General features: G+C 68.9%; 19 protein-coding genes. 7 read left to right on the forward strand and 12 right to left on the reverse strand.

Annotated features, from left to right (window positions below):
- Positions 1-33 precede the first annotated feature (33 nt).
- Both SK571_RS07710 and SK571_RS07715 read left to right on the forward strand, forming a co-directional pair.
- Complete coding sequence (locus tag SK571_RS07710; protein WP_319983327.1) at positions 34-525, forward strand: helix-turn-helix domain-containing protein; 492 nt, start codon at positions 34-36, stop codon at positions 523-525.
- A gap of 3 nt (positions 526-528) precedes the next feature.
- Positions 529-1,101: a PIN domain-containing protein gene (locus tag SK571_RS07715; RefSeq protein WP_319983328.1), complete on the forward strand. Its 573-nt coding sequence runs from the start codon at positions 529-531 to the stop codon at positions 1,099-1,101.
- Here the strand turns inward: SK571_RS07715 and SK571_RS07720 are convergent.
- The 3 genes from SK571_RS07720 to SK571_RS07730 form a co-directional block, all read right to left on the reverse strand.
- On the reverse strand, positions 1,094-1,519 hold the full coding sequence (locus SK571_RS07720; protein WP_319983329.1) for a DUF4259 domain-containing protein: 426 nt from the start codon (positions 1,517-1,519) through the stop codon (positions 1,094-1,096). The two genes, SK571_RS07715 and SK571_RS07720, sit on opposite strands and share 8 nt — an antisense overlap.
- A gap of 12 nt (positions 1,520-1,531) precedes the next feature.
- Positions 1,532-1,840, reverse strand: coding sequence for a pentapeptide repeat-containing protein (locus SK571_RS07725; protein ID WP_319983330.1), 309 nt, complete (start codon positions 1,838-1,840; stop codon positions 1,532-1,534).
- A 63-nt stretch (positions 1,841-1,903) separates the two neighbouring features.
- Entirely contained in the window at positions 1,904-2,425 is a 522-nt protein-coding gene (locus SK571_RS07730; protein ID WP_319983331.1) for a hypothetical protein, read from the reverse strand.
- Positions 2,426-2,503: 78 nt separating this feature from the next.
- Between SK571_RS07730 and SK571_RS07735 the strand changes: the two genes are divergently transcribed.
- On the forward strand, positions 2,504-3,556 hold the full coding sequence (locus SK571_RS07735) for an NAD(P)-binding domain-containing protein (protein ID WP_319983332.1): 1,053 nt from the start codon (positions 2,504-2,506) through the stop codon (positions 3,554-3,556).
- Here the strand turns inward: SK571_RS07735 and SK571_RS07740 are convergent.
- Together SK571_RS07740 and SK571_RS07745 are read right to left on the reverse strand one after the other, a co-directional pair.
- Positions 3,553-4,221 carry a dienelactone hydrolase family protein gene (locus SK571_RS07740; protein WP_319983333.1) on the reverse strand — a complete coding sequence of 223 codons (669 nt, stop codon included), beginning with the start codon at positions 4,219-4,221 and terminating at the stop codon, positions 3,553-3,555. The genes SK571_RS07735 and SK571_RS07740 overlap by 4 nt on opposite strands.
- Before the next feature lie 27 nt (positions 4,222-4,248).
- A complete protein-coding gene (locus SK571_RS07745; protein WP_319983334.1) occupies positions 4,249-5,166 on the reverse strand; it encodes an SDR family oxidoreductase in 918 nt (305 codons plus the stop codon).
- Positions 5,167-5,263: 97 nt separating this feature from the next.
- On the opposite strand from SK571_RS07745, the gene SK571_RS07750 reads away from it, so the two are divergent.
- Both SK571_RS07750 and SK571_RS07755 read left to right on the forward strand, forming a co-directional pair.
- Positions 5,264-5,926 carry a TetR/AcrR family transcriptional regulator gene (locus SK571_RS07750; RefSeq protein ID WP_319983335.1) on the forward strand — a complete coding sequence of 221 codons (663 nt, stop codon included), beginning with the start codon at positions 5,264-5,266 and terminating at the stop codon, positions 5,924-5,926.
- 21 nt (positions 5,927-5,947) lie between these two features.
- Positions 5,948-6,721 (forward strand): HAD family hydrolase, encoded by a 774-nt coding sequence (locus SK571_RS07755; RefSeq protein ID WP_319983336.1) that lies wholly within the window; start codon positions 5,948-5,950, stop codon positions 6,719-6,721.
- Here the strand turns inward: SK571_RS07755 and SK571_RS07760 are convergent.
- The 5 genes from SK571_RS07760 to SK571_RS07780 form a co-directional block, all read right to left on the reverse strand.
- Positions 6,718-7,062 (reverse strand): NTP pyrophosphohydrolase, encoded by a 345-nt coding sequence (locus tag SK571_RS07760; RefSeq protein ID WP_319983337.1) that lies wholly within the window; start codon positions 7,060-7,062, stop codon positions 6,718-6,720. The two genes, SK571_RS07755 and SK571_RS07760, sit on opposite strands and share 4 nt — an antisense overlap.
- A gap of 14 nt (positions 7,063-7,076) precedes the next feature.
- Positions 7,077-8,447: a S28 family serine protease gene (locus tag SK571_RS07765; RefSeq protein WP_319983338.1), complete on the reverse strand. Its 1,371-nt coding sequence runs from the start codon at positions 8,445-8,447 to the stop codon at positions 7,077-7,079.
- 52 nt (positions 8,448-8,499) lie between these two features.
- Positions 8,500-9,351, reverse strand: coding sequence for an NAD(P)-dependent oxidoreductase (locus SK571_RS07770; protein WP_319983339.1), 852 nt, complete (start codon positions 9,349-9,351; stop codon positions 8,500-8,502).
- Positions 9,352-9,580: 229 nt separating this feature from the next.
- Complete coding sequence (locus SK571_RS07775) at positions 9,581-9,727, reverse strand: hypothetical protein (RefSeq protein ID WP_169746017.1); 147 nt, start codon at positions 9,725-9,727, stop codon at positions 9,581-9,583.
- Positions 9,728-9,886: 159 nt separating this feature from the next.
- A complete protein-coding gene (locus SK571_RS07780; protein WP_319983340.1) occupies positions 9,887-11,080 on the reverse strand; it encodes an ATP-binding protein in 1,194 nt (397 codons plus the stop codon).
- A 154-nt stretch (positions 11,081-11,234) separates the two neighbouring features.
- Between SK571_RS07780 and SK571_RS07785 the strand changes: the two genes are divergently transcribed.
- Entirely contained in the window at positions 11,235-11,849 is a 615-nt protein-coding gene (locus SK571_RS07785) for an SIMPL domain-containing protein (RefSeq protein WP_319983341.1), read from the forward strand.
- On the forward strand, positions 11,849-12,028 hold the full coding sequence (locus SK571_RS07790) for a hypothetical protein (RefSeq protein WP_319983342.1): 180 nt from the start codon (positions 11,849-11,851) through the stop codon (positions 12,026-12,028). The genes SK571_RS07785 and SK571_RS07790 overlap by 1 nt, the downstream gene beginning before the upstream one ends.
- A 5-nt stretch (positions 12,029-12,033) precedes the next feature.
- Here SK571_RS07790 and SK571_RS07795 read toward each other — a convergent pair whose 3' ends face one another.
- Both SK571_RS07795 and SK571_RS07800 read right to left on the reverse strand, forming a co-directional pair.
- Entirely contained in the window at positions 12,034-12,294 is a 261-nt protein-coding gene (locus SK571_RS07795) for a hypothetical protein (protein ID WP_319983343.1), read from the reverse strand.
- Positions 12,295-12,370: 76 nt separating this feature from the next.
- Positions 12,371-13,576, reverse strand: a complete 1,206-nt coding sequence (locus SK571_RS07800; protein WP_319983344.1) for an acetyl-CoA C-acetyltransferase — start codon at positions 13,574-13,576, stop codon at positions 12,371-12,373.
- Between the last annotated feature and the right edge of the window lie 24 nt (positions 13,577-13,600).

The following is a 13,600-nucleotide window of genomic DNA, read 5'->3' on the forward strand; positions in this document are numbered from 1 at the left end:
TTCGTTTTGTTCGTTTTGCGCTAGCATGAAGTCATGACGGCAGGCGCGAGCGAACGAACGGTGCTGCCTCCGGCCCGGCCGGAGAGCTTGTCGCCGTGGATCGCCGCGCTGGCACGGTCGGGGAACGAGCCGGCCGCGCTGGTGGCGCCAGACGGCACGCATCTCCAACTGCCCGCAGAGGTCTTCGACGTGCTGCGGGAAGTCGTGTTCGCGATGTCGCGGGGCTTGGCGATCACCGTTGCCCCGCAACACACCATTCTCACCACGAGCGAAGCAGCACATCTGCTGGGAGTCTCCCGGCCGACCCTGGTGCGGTTGCTCGAGGCGGGCGAGATCCCGTACGAACAGCCCAACAGGCATCGCCGAGTCCGCTTGGCCGACCTCCTCGCCTACCAGGACCGTTCCCGCAGGGCGCGCGCCGCAGGACTCGACGAGATGGTCCGGGCCGGTGAGGACAGTGGCCTCTACGACCTTCCGCTGGACACGCCGTTCGAGCGGATGCCGACGCACGACGACTCCAGGTGATCAGTGCTCCCCGTCTTCATGGACACGTGCGTTCTGCTCAAGCCCTACCTGTGCGACACGCTGCTGACGATCAGCGAATGTGGCGTCTACCGTCCGCTGTGGTCGGGTGACGTGTTGGTCGAGCTTGACCGGAACCTGCGCAAGCGAGGCGCGTCTGAGCACCAGGTGGCTCACCGGCTCGATCAGATGCGACGACACTTCCCGGATGCCGAGGTGACCGGTTACCAGCACCTGATCGGCGCGATGGAGAACGATCCCAAGGATCGACACGTTCTCGCGGCAGCCGTGTGGGGTGGCGCCGAGCTGCTGGTCACAGAGAACCTGAGGGACTTCCCCGACGCGGCAGTCAGCCGTTTCGGCATCGAAGTCCTGCACCAGGACGAGTTCCTGCTCGACCAGCTGGATCTTGCGCCGGAGCTGGTGATCGCAGCACTTCGGCGACAGGTGTCCCGGTACCGGAAGGCACCCCGTTCTGTCGACGACCTGCTTGACGTCCTGGCCAACGACGGTCATCGCTGTGCGAAGTTCACCGAGGCGTTCCGGAACGTCGACTCGTTCGGCACGTCCATCACGTGAGAAGGACGGCCTTGAGATCGGTGACGCCCTTCCGGAACAGCGGGCCGTGACCGGCGTCGTCCCACAGCTCGGTGAGCTCCGACTCCGGTGCCAGCACGCGGTCCAGCGCGCTGACGGCGAGCGGCCGGAGGTCTGCCGAGAAGACCGGCAGCGGCTTCTTCGGCCCGTACGCCGTGGTGATCGGGGTTCCGCCAGGGCACTGCGCGGCGATCAGGGCTGCCGAGGCCAGGACGGCGCACGCTTCGTCGCTGTCCAGGTAGTCCTCGGTCTCGATCGTGCGGATCAGGGTGGTGCGGATGATGTTCTCGCGCTCGCTTTCGAGTGCGTCGTCCAGCGAGCCGGAGAAGTCCGCGGCGCTGTCGTTGTCGAAGTGTCCGATGTCCCAGGTGCCCATGGCGGTGATCTTGACATCCGGCACCGACAAAAACGCTCAGGGCAGTTTCAGGCCCGGCTTCTCGCCCTCGTCGAACACCGGCGGCACGGAGATGACCGCTTCGGACAGGTCCACCTCGCCGCCGGAGAACCGGGCACCGCGGAACGACACCTCGCCGCCGTTGAACTCCGCCCCCTCGAACCGCACCCGTCCGGCGCGGAACTCGGCGCCGTCGAACGTCACCCTTGCGCCGTCGAACGAGGCGCCGCCGAACCACACCTCGCCGCCGCTCACCACCATCCCGTCGAACGAGATCCAGCCGGCGGGGAACCGCGCCAGGCTCAGGAAGAACTTGCCGGACGACATCTGGATGCCGGAGAACTCGGCTGAGCGCAGTATCGCGCGGACCAGGTCGAAGTCGTGGCCCTGTCAGCTGACCGGCGCGCCGTCGCGCAGGTGGCAGGAGATCACGTTGGTGATCGCCAGGCGCACCTCGGACTCGGCGTCGATGTACCACTCCGACTCCAGCTCCGGCTCGTACGGGATGCGCAGGTAGGCGCAGAGCACGTCGATGCACACCTGGCGTTGCGCGGTCCATTCGTCGGCCAAGGCGGCGAGTGCGTAGATGCCGGCGAGGCGGACTGTCGGTGACTCGTTGCCGATCTGGTTGCGGGCGGCGCCGAAGCGTTCGTTGCGCAGCTTCGTCAGTTCGCGAGTCTCGGCGGACTCGCTGATGCGTTGCTTGCAGTAGGCGACGACGAGTGCCACGACGCCGCCGACGCCCGCCACCACGGTCAGGGCGACCTTGATGATGTCCAGCCTGGACGACACGGGCGCCGGAAAACCCAAGGCGGACCACAGAAGTACGGCGGACGACGCAAAGACCGCTAGGCCGATCACCACGACCAGGACGATGTGCCTCTTGACTGACCAGAGCAGGCCGGAATCCACGAGGTGGACGCTAGTTGACCGGAACCCACCGGTAGCCCTCATCATGGAACTCAGACCGCCCGTCTGAACCTTTTCGCCGTGTTCGGCGTAGAGGACGCCGGGAGGTGCGTGATGGTGGAGTACCTGGTGATCGGTGCGGGTCCGGCGGGCTTGCAGATGGGGCGCTTTCTGCACCGTGCGGGCCGCGACTACCTGATCGTCGAGAACGAACCCGGGCCGGCGAGCTTCTTCCGGACGTTTCCGCGGCACCGCGTGCTCTCGACGGACGACAACTCGCTGTTCGAGGGTGTGCCGTTCGCGCGCTACAGCAAGCGTTCCTTTCCCAGCGCGGACGATCTGGTGCGTTATCTGGAGGACTTCGCGCGCCCGTTGAACATCCGCTACCGCACGCCGGTCGGCGACCTGGGTCAGTACCAGGCTCGGCACGTCATCGTCGCGACCGGCAAGAAGCCTCACGTGCCGGGCGTTCCCGGCTTCGAGCACGCTGAGACGTATGCGAGCGCGAGCACCGATCCGACCGAGTACGCGGGCAAGCGCGTGCTGATCGTCGGACGCGGGCCCAGCGCGTTCGAGACGGCCGACAACATCGCTTCCACGGCACGGGTCACGCACACCGTCGGGCGGTCCGTGCAACGGATCGTCAAGGACGGCAACGAGTTCGTCGCGACGATCGACGGCACCGGTGAGCTGCGGTACGACAAGGTCGTCGTGTGCACCGGGTTCCGCAGGGACACCGCGCTCGACGGTCCCGGCGTGCACGTGCTCGGGGGCGACTCGATCAAGGCGATCCGGCACGCGGCCAGGGCGTTGCACCGGTCGCTGGAGGCCGAGCACCACGGGGTGCCGTGGCCGCATCGACGGTTGCGCAGCCGGCCTGACGCGCTGGCGGCCACGATCGCGACGCGGGCGAGCAAGATCCCGGACGGGCTGGCGGACGTCGTTGTGACGCAAGGACAACACGCTCTGCTCTACGACGAGATGCCCACCACCGAACGGAATGGGTTCGTCGTCACGAGCACGCAGGTGAGGCATTACCGCCGCAACGAGCTGATCGCGGTCGAGCGCCGGTTGCACCGCAAGCCGCTGGAGAGGTTCTTCTCGCAGCAGCTCGCGGTGCCGTGCATCTCCTAGACGGGCAGCGTGCGCGCGAGGAACTGCGTGGCGCCGTCCCACGCGCGGTCCGCGGCGTCCTCGTCGTACCAGGGGCCGAGGTGGTTGAGGAACGCGTGACCCGCGGCCTCCAGGTGGATCTCGGCGCCTTCGTGCGCCGCTACCGCGTCCACGACCTTCTGGTAGCCGGTGATGAACGCGTCCTCGGTGCCGAAGACGAACTGGATCGGGCACGACACCTGGTCGAGCGTGCCGATCTGGTCCGGCACGCCGGAGCCGTAGAACGAGACTGCGGTGTCCGGGTCGGAGGCGGTGGCCGCGGCGTAGGCCAGGGTGCCGCCGAGGCAGAAGCCGAGCACGCCGACACCGCCGGTGACCTCGGGCAGGCCGCGCAGGTACTGCACGGACTTGACGACGTCCTGCACGGCGAGCGGGAAGTCGAGGTTGCCGACGACCTCCATCGACTTCGCGATGCCCGCCTCGTCGTGCTCACCGACCCAGCCCGGCTGGAAGCGGTGGAAGAGCTCGGGCACGGCCACCACGTAGCCGAGCGCGGCGAGCTTCTCCGCGATGCCGCGCAGGTACCCGTCCAGGCCGAAGATCTCCTGGATCAGCACGATGCCGGGGCCGGAGCCGGACTCCGGGAGCCAAACCGGCAACGGCATGTCGTCAACTCGATGGGTCATGGACCGATCTTGCCCGAGCACGTGAGATCAGTGCCCCACGACCTCCACCGGCGTGCCGGTGAGACGTTCGGCCTCGGTCCACAGACGGGCGGCCAGCGCCTTGTCCCTGGCAGATCGCGGCAGCGAGGCGGGCCTGGTCGGGCCGACGAGTGCCCAGCGCGGTCCGTAGTAGCCGCCGGGAACCGCTGCGGGATCTGCGGCCGCGTGCAGCAGGGGCTCTGAGCCCTGCTCGACGCCCTGGGACGGAAAAACCCTGTACACCAACGACTCGACAAGTCCGGGCCGTCCTCCGTTCAGACGCGGACCGGAGGTCATCAGGTTGGTGCGGGTGTAGCCGGGGTGCGCGCCCACCGACAGAAGCGGCCATCCCCGCTCCTCCGCCAGGTCCGCCAGGCGCACCGTCAGCAGCAGGTCGGCCAGCTTGGAGTTGGCGTAGGCCAGCGTCGGGCTGTACCGGCGGCGCGACTGCAGGTCGTCGAAGTCGATCTTGCCCCGGAAAGCGGCTCCGCTGCTCATCGTGGCGACCCTGGGCGCGGGAGCGGCCAGCAGCAACGGCAGCAGCCGGACGGTCAGCGCGAACGGGCCGAGGAAGTTGCTGGCCAGCTGGAGCTCGAAGCCGTCGACGGTCTCGGTCCGCGCCGGCACGTTCATCACGCCGGCGTTGTTCACCAGCACGTCCAGCGGACGGCCGTCGGCGAACAGGCCGTCGGCGAACGCGCGCACCGACGCCTGGTCCGCCAGGTCGAGCCGGCGGACCTCGACCTGGGCGCCGGGGTGTGCGGCGAGGATCTCCGCCTTCGCCTGCTCGCCCTTGGCCTCGGTGCGCACCGCGAGCACGACGTCGGCCCCGGCACCGGCCAGTCGCTTGGCCGTCTCCTTGCCGGTTCCGCTGTTCGCGCCCGTGACGACGACGCGCTTACCTCGCTGGTCAGGAACCTCGTACAAGGCGACACCTCATCAAGTACTGGCGGTCTCTTATGTTCGCCACCATAACGGACCATCGGTCTCTTAGTAAAGTACCGCCGGTCTGTAACATGCGCGCATGGGTTTTCAGCGAGCGCGCACCGACGAGCAGCGCAACGAGCGCCGCCGGCAGATCCTCGGCGCCGCGGCCTCGATGCTCACCGAGATGCCGGTGTCCGAGCTGACGCTCAACGGCCTGAGCCGCAGGGCCTGCCTGGCCAAGGCGAACGTGCTGCGCTACTTCGAGTCGCGCGAAGCCGTGCTGTTGGAGCTGCTGGAAGCCGAGGGCGCGCACTGGATCGCCGAACTGGAACGCGAGGCGGTGCCCGGCGGCGGCGAAGTCCGGGAGCGCGAGAACCGGCTGGCCGAGCTCCTCGCGTCCTCGCTGGCACGCCGCCCGGTGCTGTGCGACCTGGTCAGCGCGCAGGCCACCGTGCTGGAGCACAACATCTCCGTCGAGACCGCGATACGGCACAAGCACGCCGTCCGCGGGCAACTGGAGGCACTCGTCCGCTTCATCGTCCGGCACCTGCCGGAACTGGGCGACGAGGGAGCCTCCGCCCTGGTACGGACGGTGCTGATCGTGGTGGGCTCCGCCTGGCCGAGCAGCCGTCCCCCGGAGGCGCTGCTCGCCGTCTACGCCGCGGACCCGTCCCTGGCCGCCCTGCAGATCGACTTCGAGGACGTCGTGCGCCACACCGTCGAGGTGACGGCTTCCGGGCTTCTCGCCCGCAGGCAGTAGTTCCTGACCGATAATCAGCCGATGATCAGGTTGATCGCGACCGACCTCGACGGCACGCTGCTGCAACCAGGCGGCGTGCTGAGCGATCGGACCCGCGCCACGCTCCACGCCGTCGACGCGGACGTCGTGGTCGTCACGGCGCGTCCGCCGAGGTTCGTGCAGGGCCTGGAGCTGACCGGCACCGCGATCTGCTCCAACGGCGCGATGATCTACGACCTGACGAACCGCGAGGTGACGCACGCGCAGACGGTGCCGCTCGACGTCGTGCGGAAGGTGTCCGAGGCGTTGGCCGAGGTGATCCCGAACGTCGGCATCGCGGTCGAGACCGGGCTGGAAGTGTTGTCGGAGCCCGGTTTCCAGGGCTTCGGGCCGAAGAATCCACACAGGACACTGGAGCTGCTCGACCACGTCTTCGAGGAGGCGCACCAGGTCGTGCAGATGCTCGCGTGGGCACCGGACGCCGAGGTCGACCACATGATGGAGATCGCCAGGGAGGCCGTCGGGCAGCACGTCTCGGTCACGCACTCGGGCGGGCTCGGCCTGCTGGAGATCAGCCCGCCGGGCGTCTCGAAGGCCGCCACGCTCGAAACCCTGTGCAACACCAGGGGAATCGGCAAGCACGAGGTCATCGCGTTCGGCGACATGCCGAACGACCTGTCGGTGCTCGGGTGGGCCGGCACGGCGTACGCGATGGGCAACGCGCACCCGCTCGTGAAGCAGGCCTGCAGCAACCACGCTCCGCCGAACACCGAGGACGGCGTGGCGCAGATCCTCGAAAGCCTCTTCAGGCTCTAACGACGGGGCACCGAGGTGGGACCTGCCACCTCGGCGCCCAGAGCCATCACCCGCTGCCGCAACTCGCGGTCGGCGGTAACCACCGTCACCGGACGTCCCGTGCCCTCGGCGCGCACCACCTCGACGATCGTGTCGTCGCCATCACCGGGAGCGGAGACCACGCGGACGTCGTCGACCGAGGACACGTTGCGCGCCTTGCCTTCCACGACCAGGACGACTTCCTCGTCGCGGCCGCGCAGGGCGTCGCGGAGGCGTTCGGCTGCGCCCGCCCGGTCGCGCCACCACCCGTCGGGGACCGACCCCACGACGTTGGCTGCGTCGACCACGAGCAACGGCTTCACGCCTCCAGCGTGCCTCAGCCCCGGCGAGCCCGCAGCGCGTCCAGCGAGTCCGGGCCCTCGTCCACGGCAAGTGCCGCAACAGGAGCGGACGCGACGCCGGCCCAGCGCAGGACGGCGGCGGTGGCGGCAGCGCGTTCCTTCTCGGGCAGCTTCGCGATGTTCGCGCCGTGGTTGCCACCGGGCACCGTCAACGACAGCGAGTCGCGCGTGCCCCGGCCGAGGCGGAACGGTTCCGCGCTCCACGGGTCGTTCTGCCCGTTCACGAACAGCAACCGCGAACCCTGATGGCGCACCCACGAGTCCACGTCACGCATCGCCGAGCGGTCGAACCGCGGGAACCTGATGTCCGGCGAGACCATAGAGCGCGGCACGGAGGAACCGGGGTGGCGCAGCAGGTCGCGCACGGCCGACTCGTCCGCTTCCGGCCAGCCGAGCTGCGTGCCCGCCTGGTAGTAGTACGCCGTGTAGGGCGCGACGCCGGCGTCGGTGTAGAAGTCCCAGCCCACGGTCGCGTCGATGAACTTCCAGAGGTCGTCCACCGAGGCACCCGCACCGGGGACCAGCGCGCACTGCGCCTGCGTGCCGTACTGCCAGAACGTGAACGGCGTGTCGAGCACGAGGATCTCCAGCGCCTTGTGCGCGCTGCCGAACTGCTTGTACGTGTAGCCCTTGGCCTCCAGCCGCGAGACGAACTCGTCGCGGTGCTGCAGGATCTGCCGCTGCACGCCTTCCAGGCGGCGGTTGCACGTCGGGTCGTCGCCGACCTCGCGGATGAACTCGCCGTAGACGTCGCGGTCGTTCACCACGTCGTTCGGCGCCACGTACGCGATGGTCGCGTCGACGTCGCGCGGGAAGAACCGGCGGTGGTAGATCGACGTCATGCCACCCTTGCTGGCACCCGTCGACAGCCACTTCGCGCCGTAGATCTTCTTGAACGCGCCGACGATCCGGTGGTGGTCGCTGGCCGCCTGCCAGATGTTCAGGTCGTCCCAGTCGGCCGGGGCGGGCCGCGACGGCGTGAAGAACCGCTGTTCGACGCTGATCTGGTTGCCGTCGACGAGCCGGGCGGGCTCGGAGGGGCTGATCGTGCCGGACAGGTTGTAGCCGCTGGTGTGCAGCACCATCGGCTTCGATTCCGCCTTGTGCAGCAACGAGAAGCGCTGCTCGAACTTCAGGCCGCGCGGTCTGCGGTGGTCCGCGGGCTGCTGGATGCCGAGGACGAACGTCCGGGCGGCGCCGGACGTCCCTTCGCTGATGATCCGCACGCCGGGGATGGCGGCGATGCGGTCTTTGATGTCGGGAGCGGCGGACACGACTGCGGCGGTGGCCACGACCTGCGCCGATGCCAGGCCGAACGCCAGCAGGGAGCGTGCGAGTCTGTTCACCAGGCCAAGCTATTGAGCCCGCACGTCCCGCCAGACCGGCCGATCGTCGGGCTTATCGGTAGCTCGCGTAGTAGGACGCGGCCATGTCCTCGTCGCCGTGCCCCTTGGTGACGGCGCGGTTCAGCCGCGCGCTCGACGCCTGCGCGACGTCGAGGTGCACGTTGGCGCGCACCGCGGCCTCGTTCACCAGCAGCGCGTCCTTCAGCGCGTTCTGCACGGTGAACGCGGGCGGGAAGGACCGCTCGATGATCGCGTTGCCCTTCATCTGCAGGTACGCGCAGTCCATCGCGCCACCGGACACGGCTTCGAGGAACAGCTTCGGGTCAATCCCGGACGCCTCCGCGAGCGACACGGCCTCGCCGGCGGCGGCGGTCAGCGCGAGCACCCAGCTGTTCGCGACCAGCTTCAGCCTGGACGACGCCCCGGCCTCGCCGACCCACATCGTGCGGGCACCGATCACGTCGAACACGGGCTGGACGCGCTCGCGCAGTTCGCCGGCGCCGGAGGCGAGCACGACGAGCTTGCCCTCGGCCGCGGGCTTCGTGCTGCCGAGCACGGGAGCGTCGACGAACTCCAGGCCGAGCGACCGCGCCAGGGCGATGTGGTCCTCGGTGTACGAGACGCCGACCGTGGACGACTGGATCCACACGGCGTCGTGCGGCAGGGAAGGCGCGGCGTCCTGCATGGCCGCGGTGACCGTGGCGCCGTCGTTCAGGACCGTCAGCACGACCTCGGCACCCTCGACGGCCTCAGCGGGGCTGCCGGTGACGGTCGCACCCTTCGCGGCGAGCGGTTCGGCCTTGGCTCGCGTGCGGTTCCAGACGCGGACGGTGTGTCCGGCTGCGGCGAGGTTGGCTGCGATGGGGGCACCCATGAGGCCGGTGCCGAGCACGGCGATCTTCATGTCCCCCAGCAAACAAGAAACCTCGCGGTGCTGCCAGGTCGGGGGTCCGACAGCACCGCGAGGTCAACAGTGACATCGGCGGACCGACGTGCGCTGTTACAACGCCATCGCACTGTGGCGTGGATCACGTTTAACAGAATGAATGAAACCCCTGGAGCGCGGGAGGTGCTCCAGGGGTTCCCGTAGGGAGGCACTCGCGACGGGGCGCCGCGCGAGTGCCGGGTCAGAGTCAGCGGAGGGTGGTGACCTGAGCCTGGGCGATGGCCATGAGCTCGTGACGCATGGACGGGGTGGTCGCCATGTCGATCGCGCGAGCCACGGCCTTCCGGTTGCGCGCCTCGGCACGACGGGCGCGGAGCTTCGCTGCGAAGTTCATCTCGGTCTGCACTTCCCTCTGTGAGGTCTGTTTGGCTGGTAACCCAAGTATGCACCTACACGCGCATGAAAGCACGTGATTATCCGGTGAGGTGGCGCACATGCCGATGAATCATCGGCAGACCACGTGAACAGCCGGACAACGGCAGGGTGCCTCAGGTCACTCCTCGCGGCCGAGCAGGAAGCGTCCGAAGTGCGGCACGGTGAAGGCGATCTGACCCCGTTCCGCGCTGTAGACCAGGCCTTTCTTGATGAGCGAGTCCCGCGCGGGCGACAGTGACGAGGGCTTGCGCCCCAGGTGGTCGGCCACCTGGGCGGTGTTGACGCCCGCATCCTTTCCGTCGGTCAACTCGGCCATCGACCGGAGATACTCGCGTTCAGCGGGCGTTGCACGCTCGTATCGGGAGCCGAAGAAGCCCACCGCGAGCTCCGTGTCGGCCTCCGGAGCGGCCACGGAGACGTCCGTCGCGGTGATCGGGTCGGCCGGCGCGGCGTCCCAGGCGGCCTTGCCGTAGGCCTGGATGAAGTACGGGTAGCCCCCGGACGCGTCGAACAACGCGTCGAGCGCCTCGTCGGTGATCCCCGCGTCCTCGCGTTCGACGGGGGCGAGCACGGCGCGGTCGGCGTCCTCGCGGCTGAGCCGGTCGATGCGGACGTAGCGGAAGAGGCGTTCCGAGTACGACTTGCTCGCACTCAGCACAGCCGGCAGGTGCGGCAGGCCGGCGCCGACGACCACCAGCGGCGCACCGATCTGCGACAGCTCGTGGCACGCCGCGCACAACGCGCTGATGTCGTCCGGCTTCAGGTCCTGCATCTCGTCGATGAGCAGCGCGACACCCGTGCCGACGTCCTGCGCGAGCTCGGCGACGTCGGTGAACAGCTCGACCAGGTCGATCTCGATGTCGCCGGAGTCAGCCCGGCCGGACGCCGCGGGCACGTCGATGCCGGGCTGCCAGCGGTCGCGCAGCTTGGCACCGTCCGGTGCGGCCCTGAGCGCGAACGCCTTGAGGATGCCGAGGATCGCCTCGACCCGGTCCGGCGCGCGGTGCCGGACCGCGAGATCCCGGATCGCCCGGTGCAGCGCGGCCGACAGCGGCCTGCGGAGATCGGCGTCGGGCCGGGCCTCGACCTTGCCCGCGCCCCAGCCGCGTTTGACGGCCATCGACCGCAGCTCGCCGAGCAGCACGGTCTTGCCGACTCCCCGCAGCCCCGTCAGCACGAGGCTGCGCTCGGGACGGCCGCGGGCCACGCGTTCGAGCACCACCTCGAACGCGCCGACCTCCTTGTCCCGGCCGGCGAGCTCAGGAGGCCGCTGGCCTGCACCGGGAGCGAACGGGTTGCGCACCGGGTCCATGGCTCGCACCGTATCCGCGTTTCTAGTGCTCGCCGTAGAGACGCGCAGACCAACCTCGAAGTGCGGCCGGATGCCGCTGTATTCGTTTATCTAGTGATTGAGCAATACAAGCTAATAGTTGCGGATGAACCCCCGTGCCGGTTGGCTGGCCCACGTGGCTGAAGTCGTGACGAAGGGAACGGGCGAGGTCGAGCGCACTGCCGACCGCGCCCAGGTGGACGTGACGTTCGAGGCTCTCGGCGCCGAACGCTCCGAGGCGGTGAGCACGCTCAACCAGCGCATCTCCGCCATCGAGCCGCTGCTCGAGGAGTTCGAGGTGCGGTCGCGCCAGCTGTCCGCGCACGACAACTGGGACAACAACCAGCGCGTCGGCAGCCGGGCGTCCCAGCAGTACGTGATCTGGGTGAAGAACCTGGACCGCCTCGACGCGCTGCTGGCCGAACTCGTGCAGGCGGAGCCGTCCTGGATCAACGGACCGTCGTGGACGCTTGTCGACGACACCGAGGCGATCCGTGAGGCACAAAAGGAGGCTGTGGCAGACGCGCTGCGACGCGCCGAGGGGTACGCCACGGCGTTGGGGCGGCGGCTCGGGCCGTTGCTGCGGATCGGCGACACCGAGGGTGGCTCGCACTACCAGCCGCGCATGATGAGCGGCGCCGCGTCGTTCGAGATGGCCGGGCCCGCCGGGATGGTCGACCAGCTGAACCTGAAGGCGCAGCAGATCACCGTGTCGGCCTCGTGCACGGCCGCCTGGTCGCTGCTGGACTGATGCAGACAGCACTGATCCTGCTCGTCTGCGGGGTGTCCGTGCTCTTCCTGAGCATCGTCGCCGTCATCGCCCTGCTCGCCCGCCGGGTGCGGCGCGGGCGCGAACTCGGCCAGTACCGGGCCAAGCCGAACGGCACCTACGACAACTCGTCCTCCTGCGCGGCCGCCGGCGGTGGGTGACCCCACTACTGCCCGTTCAGCGCCTCCATCGCGTGGTGCACCGCAACGGCATCGCGGTCGCCCGGACGCGCCTTCAGCCACTTCTTGAGCCACTCGACGCGGCGCCTGGCCGCCGTTGCCAGCGTCAGCGTGATGTAGGCGCGGCGCTCCCACTCGTGCGCCGACCGCATCGCGTCGGCGGCAGGCCGCCACTCGTCGCGGAGTGCGCCGACGAGTGCACGTGCCAGCACCGGATCTTTCTCGGGATCAACCTGCAGGTCCTGCATCCCACCCCCAGTGTCGCTGCGACGCGACACTGTGAGTGTGCATGAGGGACTGCCGAGTTCGGCAAGCCCAACTGCGTCACCGTTCCAGAATCGCCGTGATCCCTTGACCTCCGGCGGCGCAAATGGACACGAATCCGCGTCCACTTCCCCGCTGGTGCAACAACTTCGCCAAGGTCGCCACGATCCGGGCCCCGGTGGCGGCGAAGGGGTGGCCTGCCGCGAGCGACGAGCCGTTGACGTTCAGCTTGGACCTGTCGATCTCGCCGAGCTCCTTCTCCCAGGCCTTGAGCGTGGCGAGCACCTGTGACGCGAACGCCTCGTGCACCTCGTAGAAGTCGAAGTCCTGCAGCGTGAGGCCTGCCTTGTCAAGCATCCGCGGTGCGGCGTGCACGGGTGCCATGAGCAGGCCCTCGTCGCCGTGCACGTAGTCGACGGCGGCCGTCTCGGCGAACGTCAGGTAGGCGAGGACCGGGAGCTTGCGTGCGCGGGCCCACTCCTCGGTGGCGAGCAGGACCGCGGAGGCGCCGTCGGACAGCGGGGTCGAGTTGCCGGCGGTCATCGTGTCGCCGAAGACGGGCTTGAGCTTCGCGAGCTTCTCCGCGGAGCTGTCCGGACGGAGGTTCTGGTCGCGGGTCAGGCCGAGGTACGGGGTGACGAGGTCGTCGAAGAAGCCCTCGTCGTAGGCGCGGGCGAGGTTCTGGTGGCTGCGCGCGGTCAGTTCGTCCTGGTCCTCGCGCGTGATCTCGTACTGCGCGGCGGTGACGGCCGCGTGCTCGCCCATCGACATGCCGGTGCGCGGTTCGCCGTTGCGCGGCAGGTGCGGCACGACGTGGCTGGGACGCAACCGCGTGAGCAGGCTGATCTTGCGGGTGCGGTTGAACTCCAGCAGGAGCTTGCGGAAGTTCTCGTTCACGCCGATCGGGGCGTCGCTGGTGGTGTCGACGCCGCCTGCGATGCCTGCCTCGATCTGGCCGAGCGCGATCTTGTTGGCCACGGCGACGATCGCCTGCAGACCGGTGCCGCACGCCTGCTGGAGGTCGTACGCGGGCGTTTCCGGGCTGAGCCTGCTGCCGAGCACCGACTCGCGGACGAGGTTGAAGTCGCGCGAGTGCTTGAGCACCGCTCCCGCGACCACCTCGCCGAGCCGCTCCCCCTGCAGGCCGAAGCGGCTGACCAGGCCGTCCAGCACCGCCGTGAACATGTCCTGGTTCGACGCGGTGGCGTACGGGCCGTTCGAGCGGGCGAACGGGATGCGGTTGCCGCCGATGATCGCTACTCGCATACCGCCATACTACCTACTAGCGGG

Source organism: Lentzea kristufekii (genome assembly GCF_033949925.1).
GTDB classification, from domain to species: Bacteria; Actinomycetota; Actinomycetes; order Mycobacteriales; family Pseudonocardiaceae; genus Lentzea; species Lentzea kristufekii.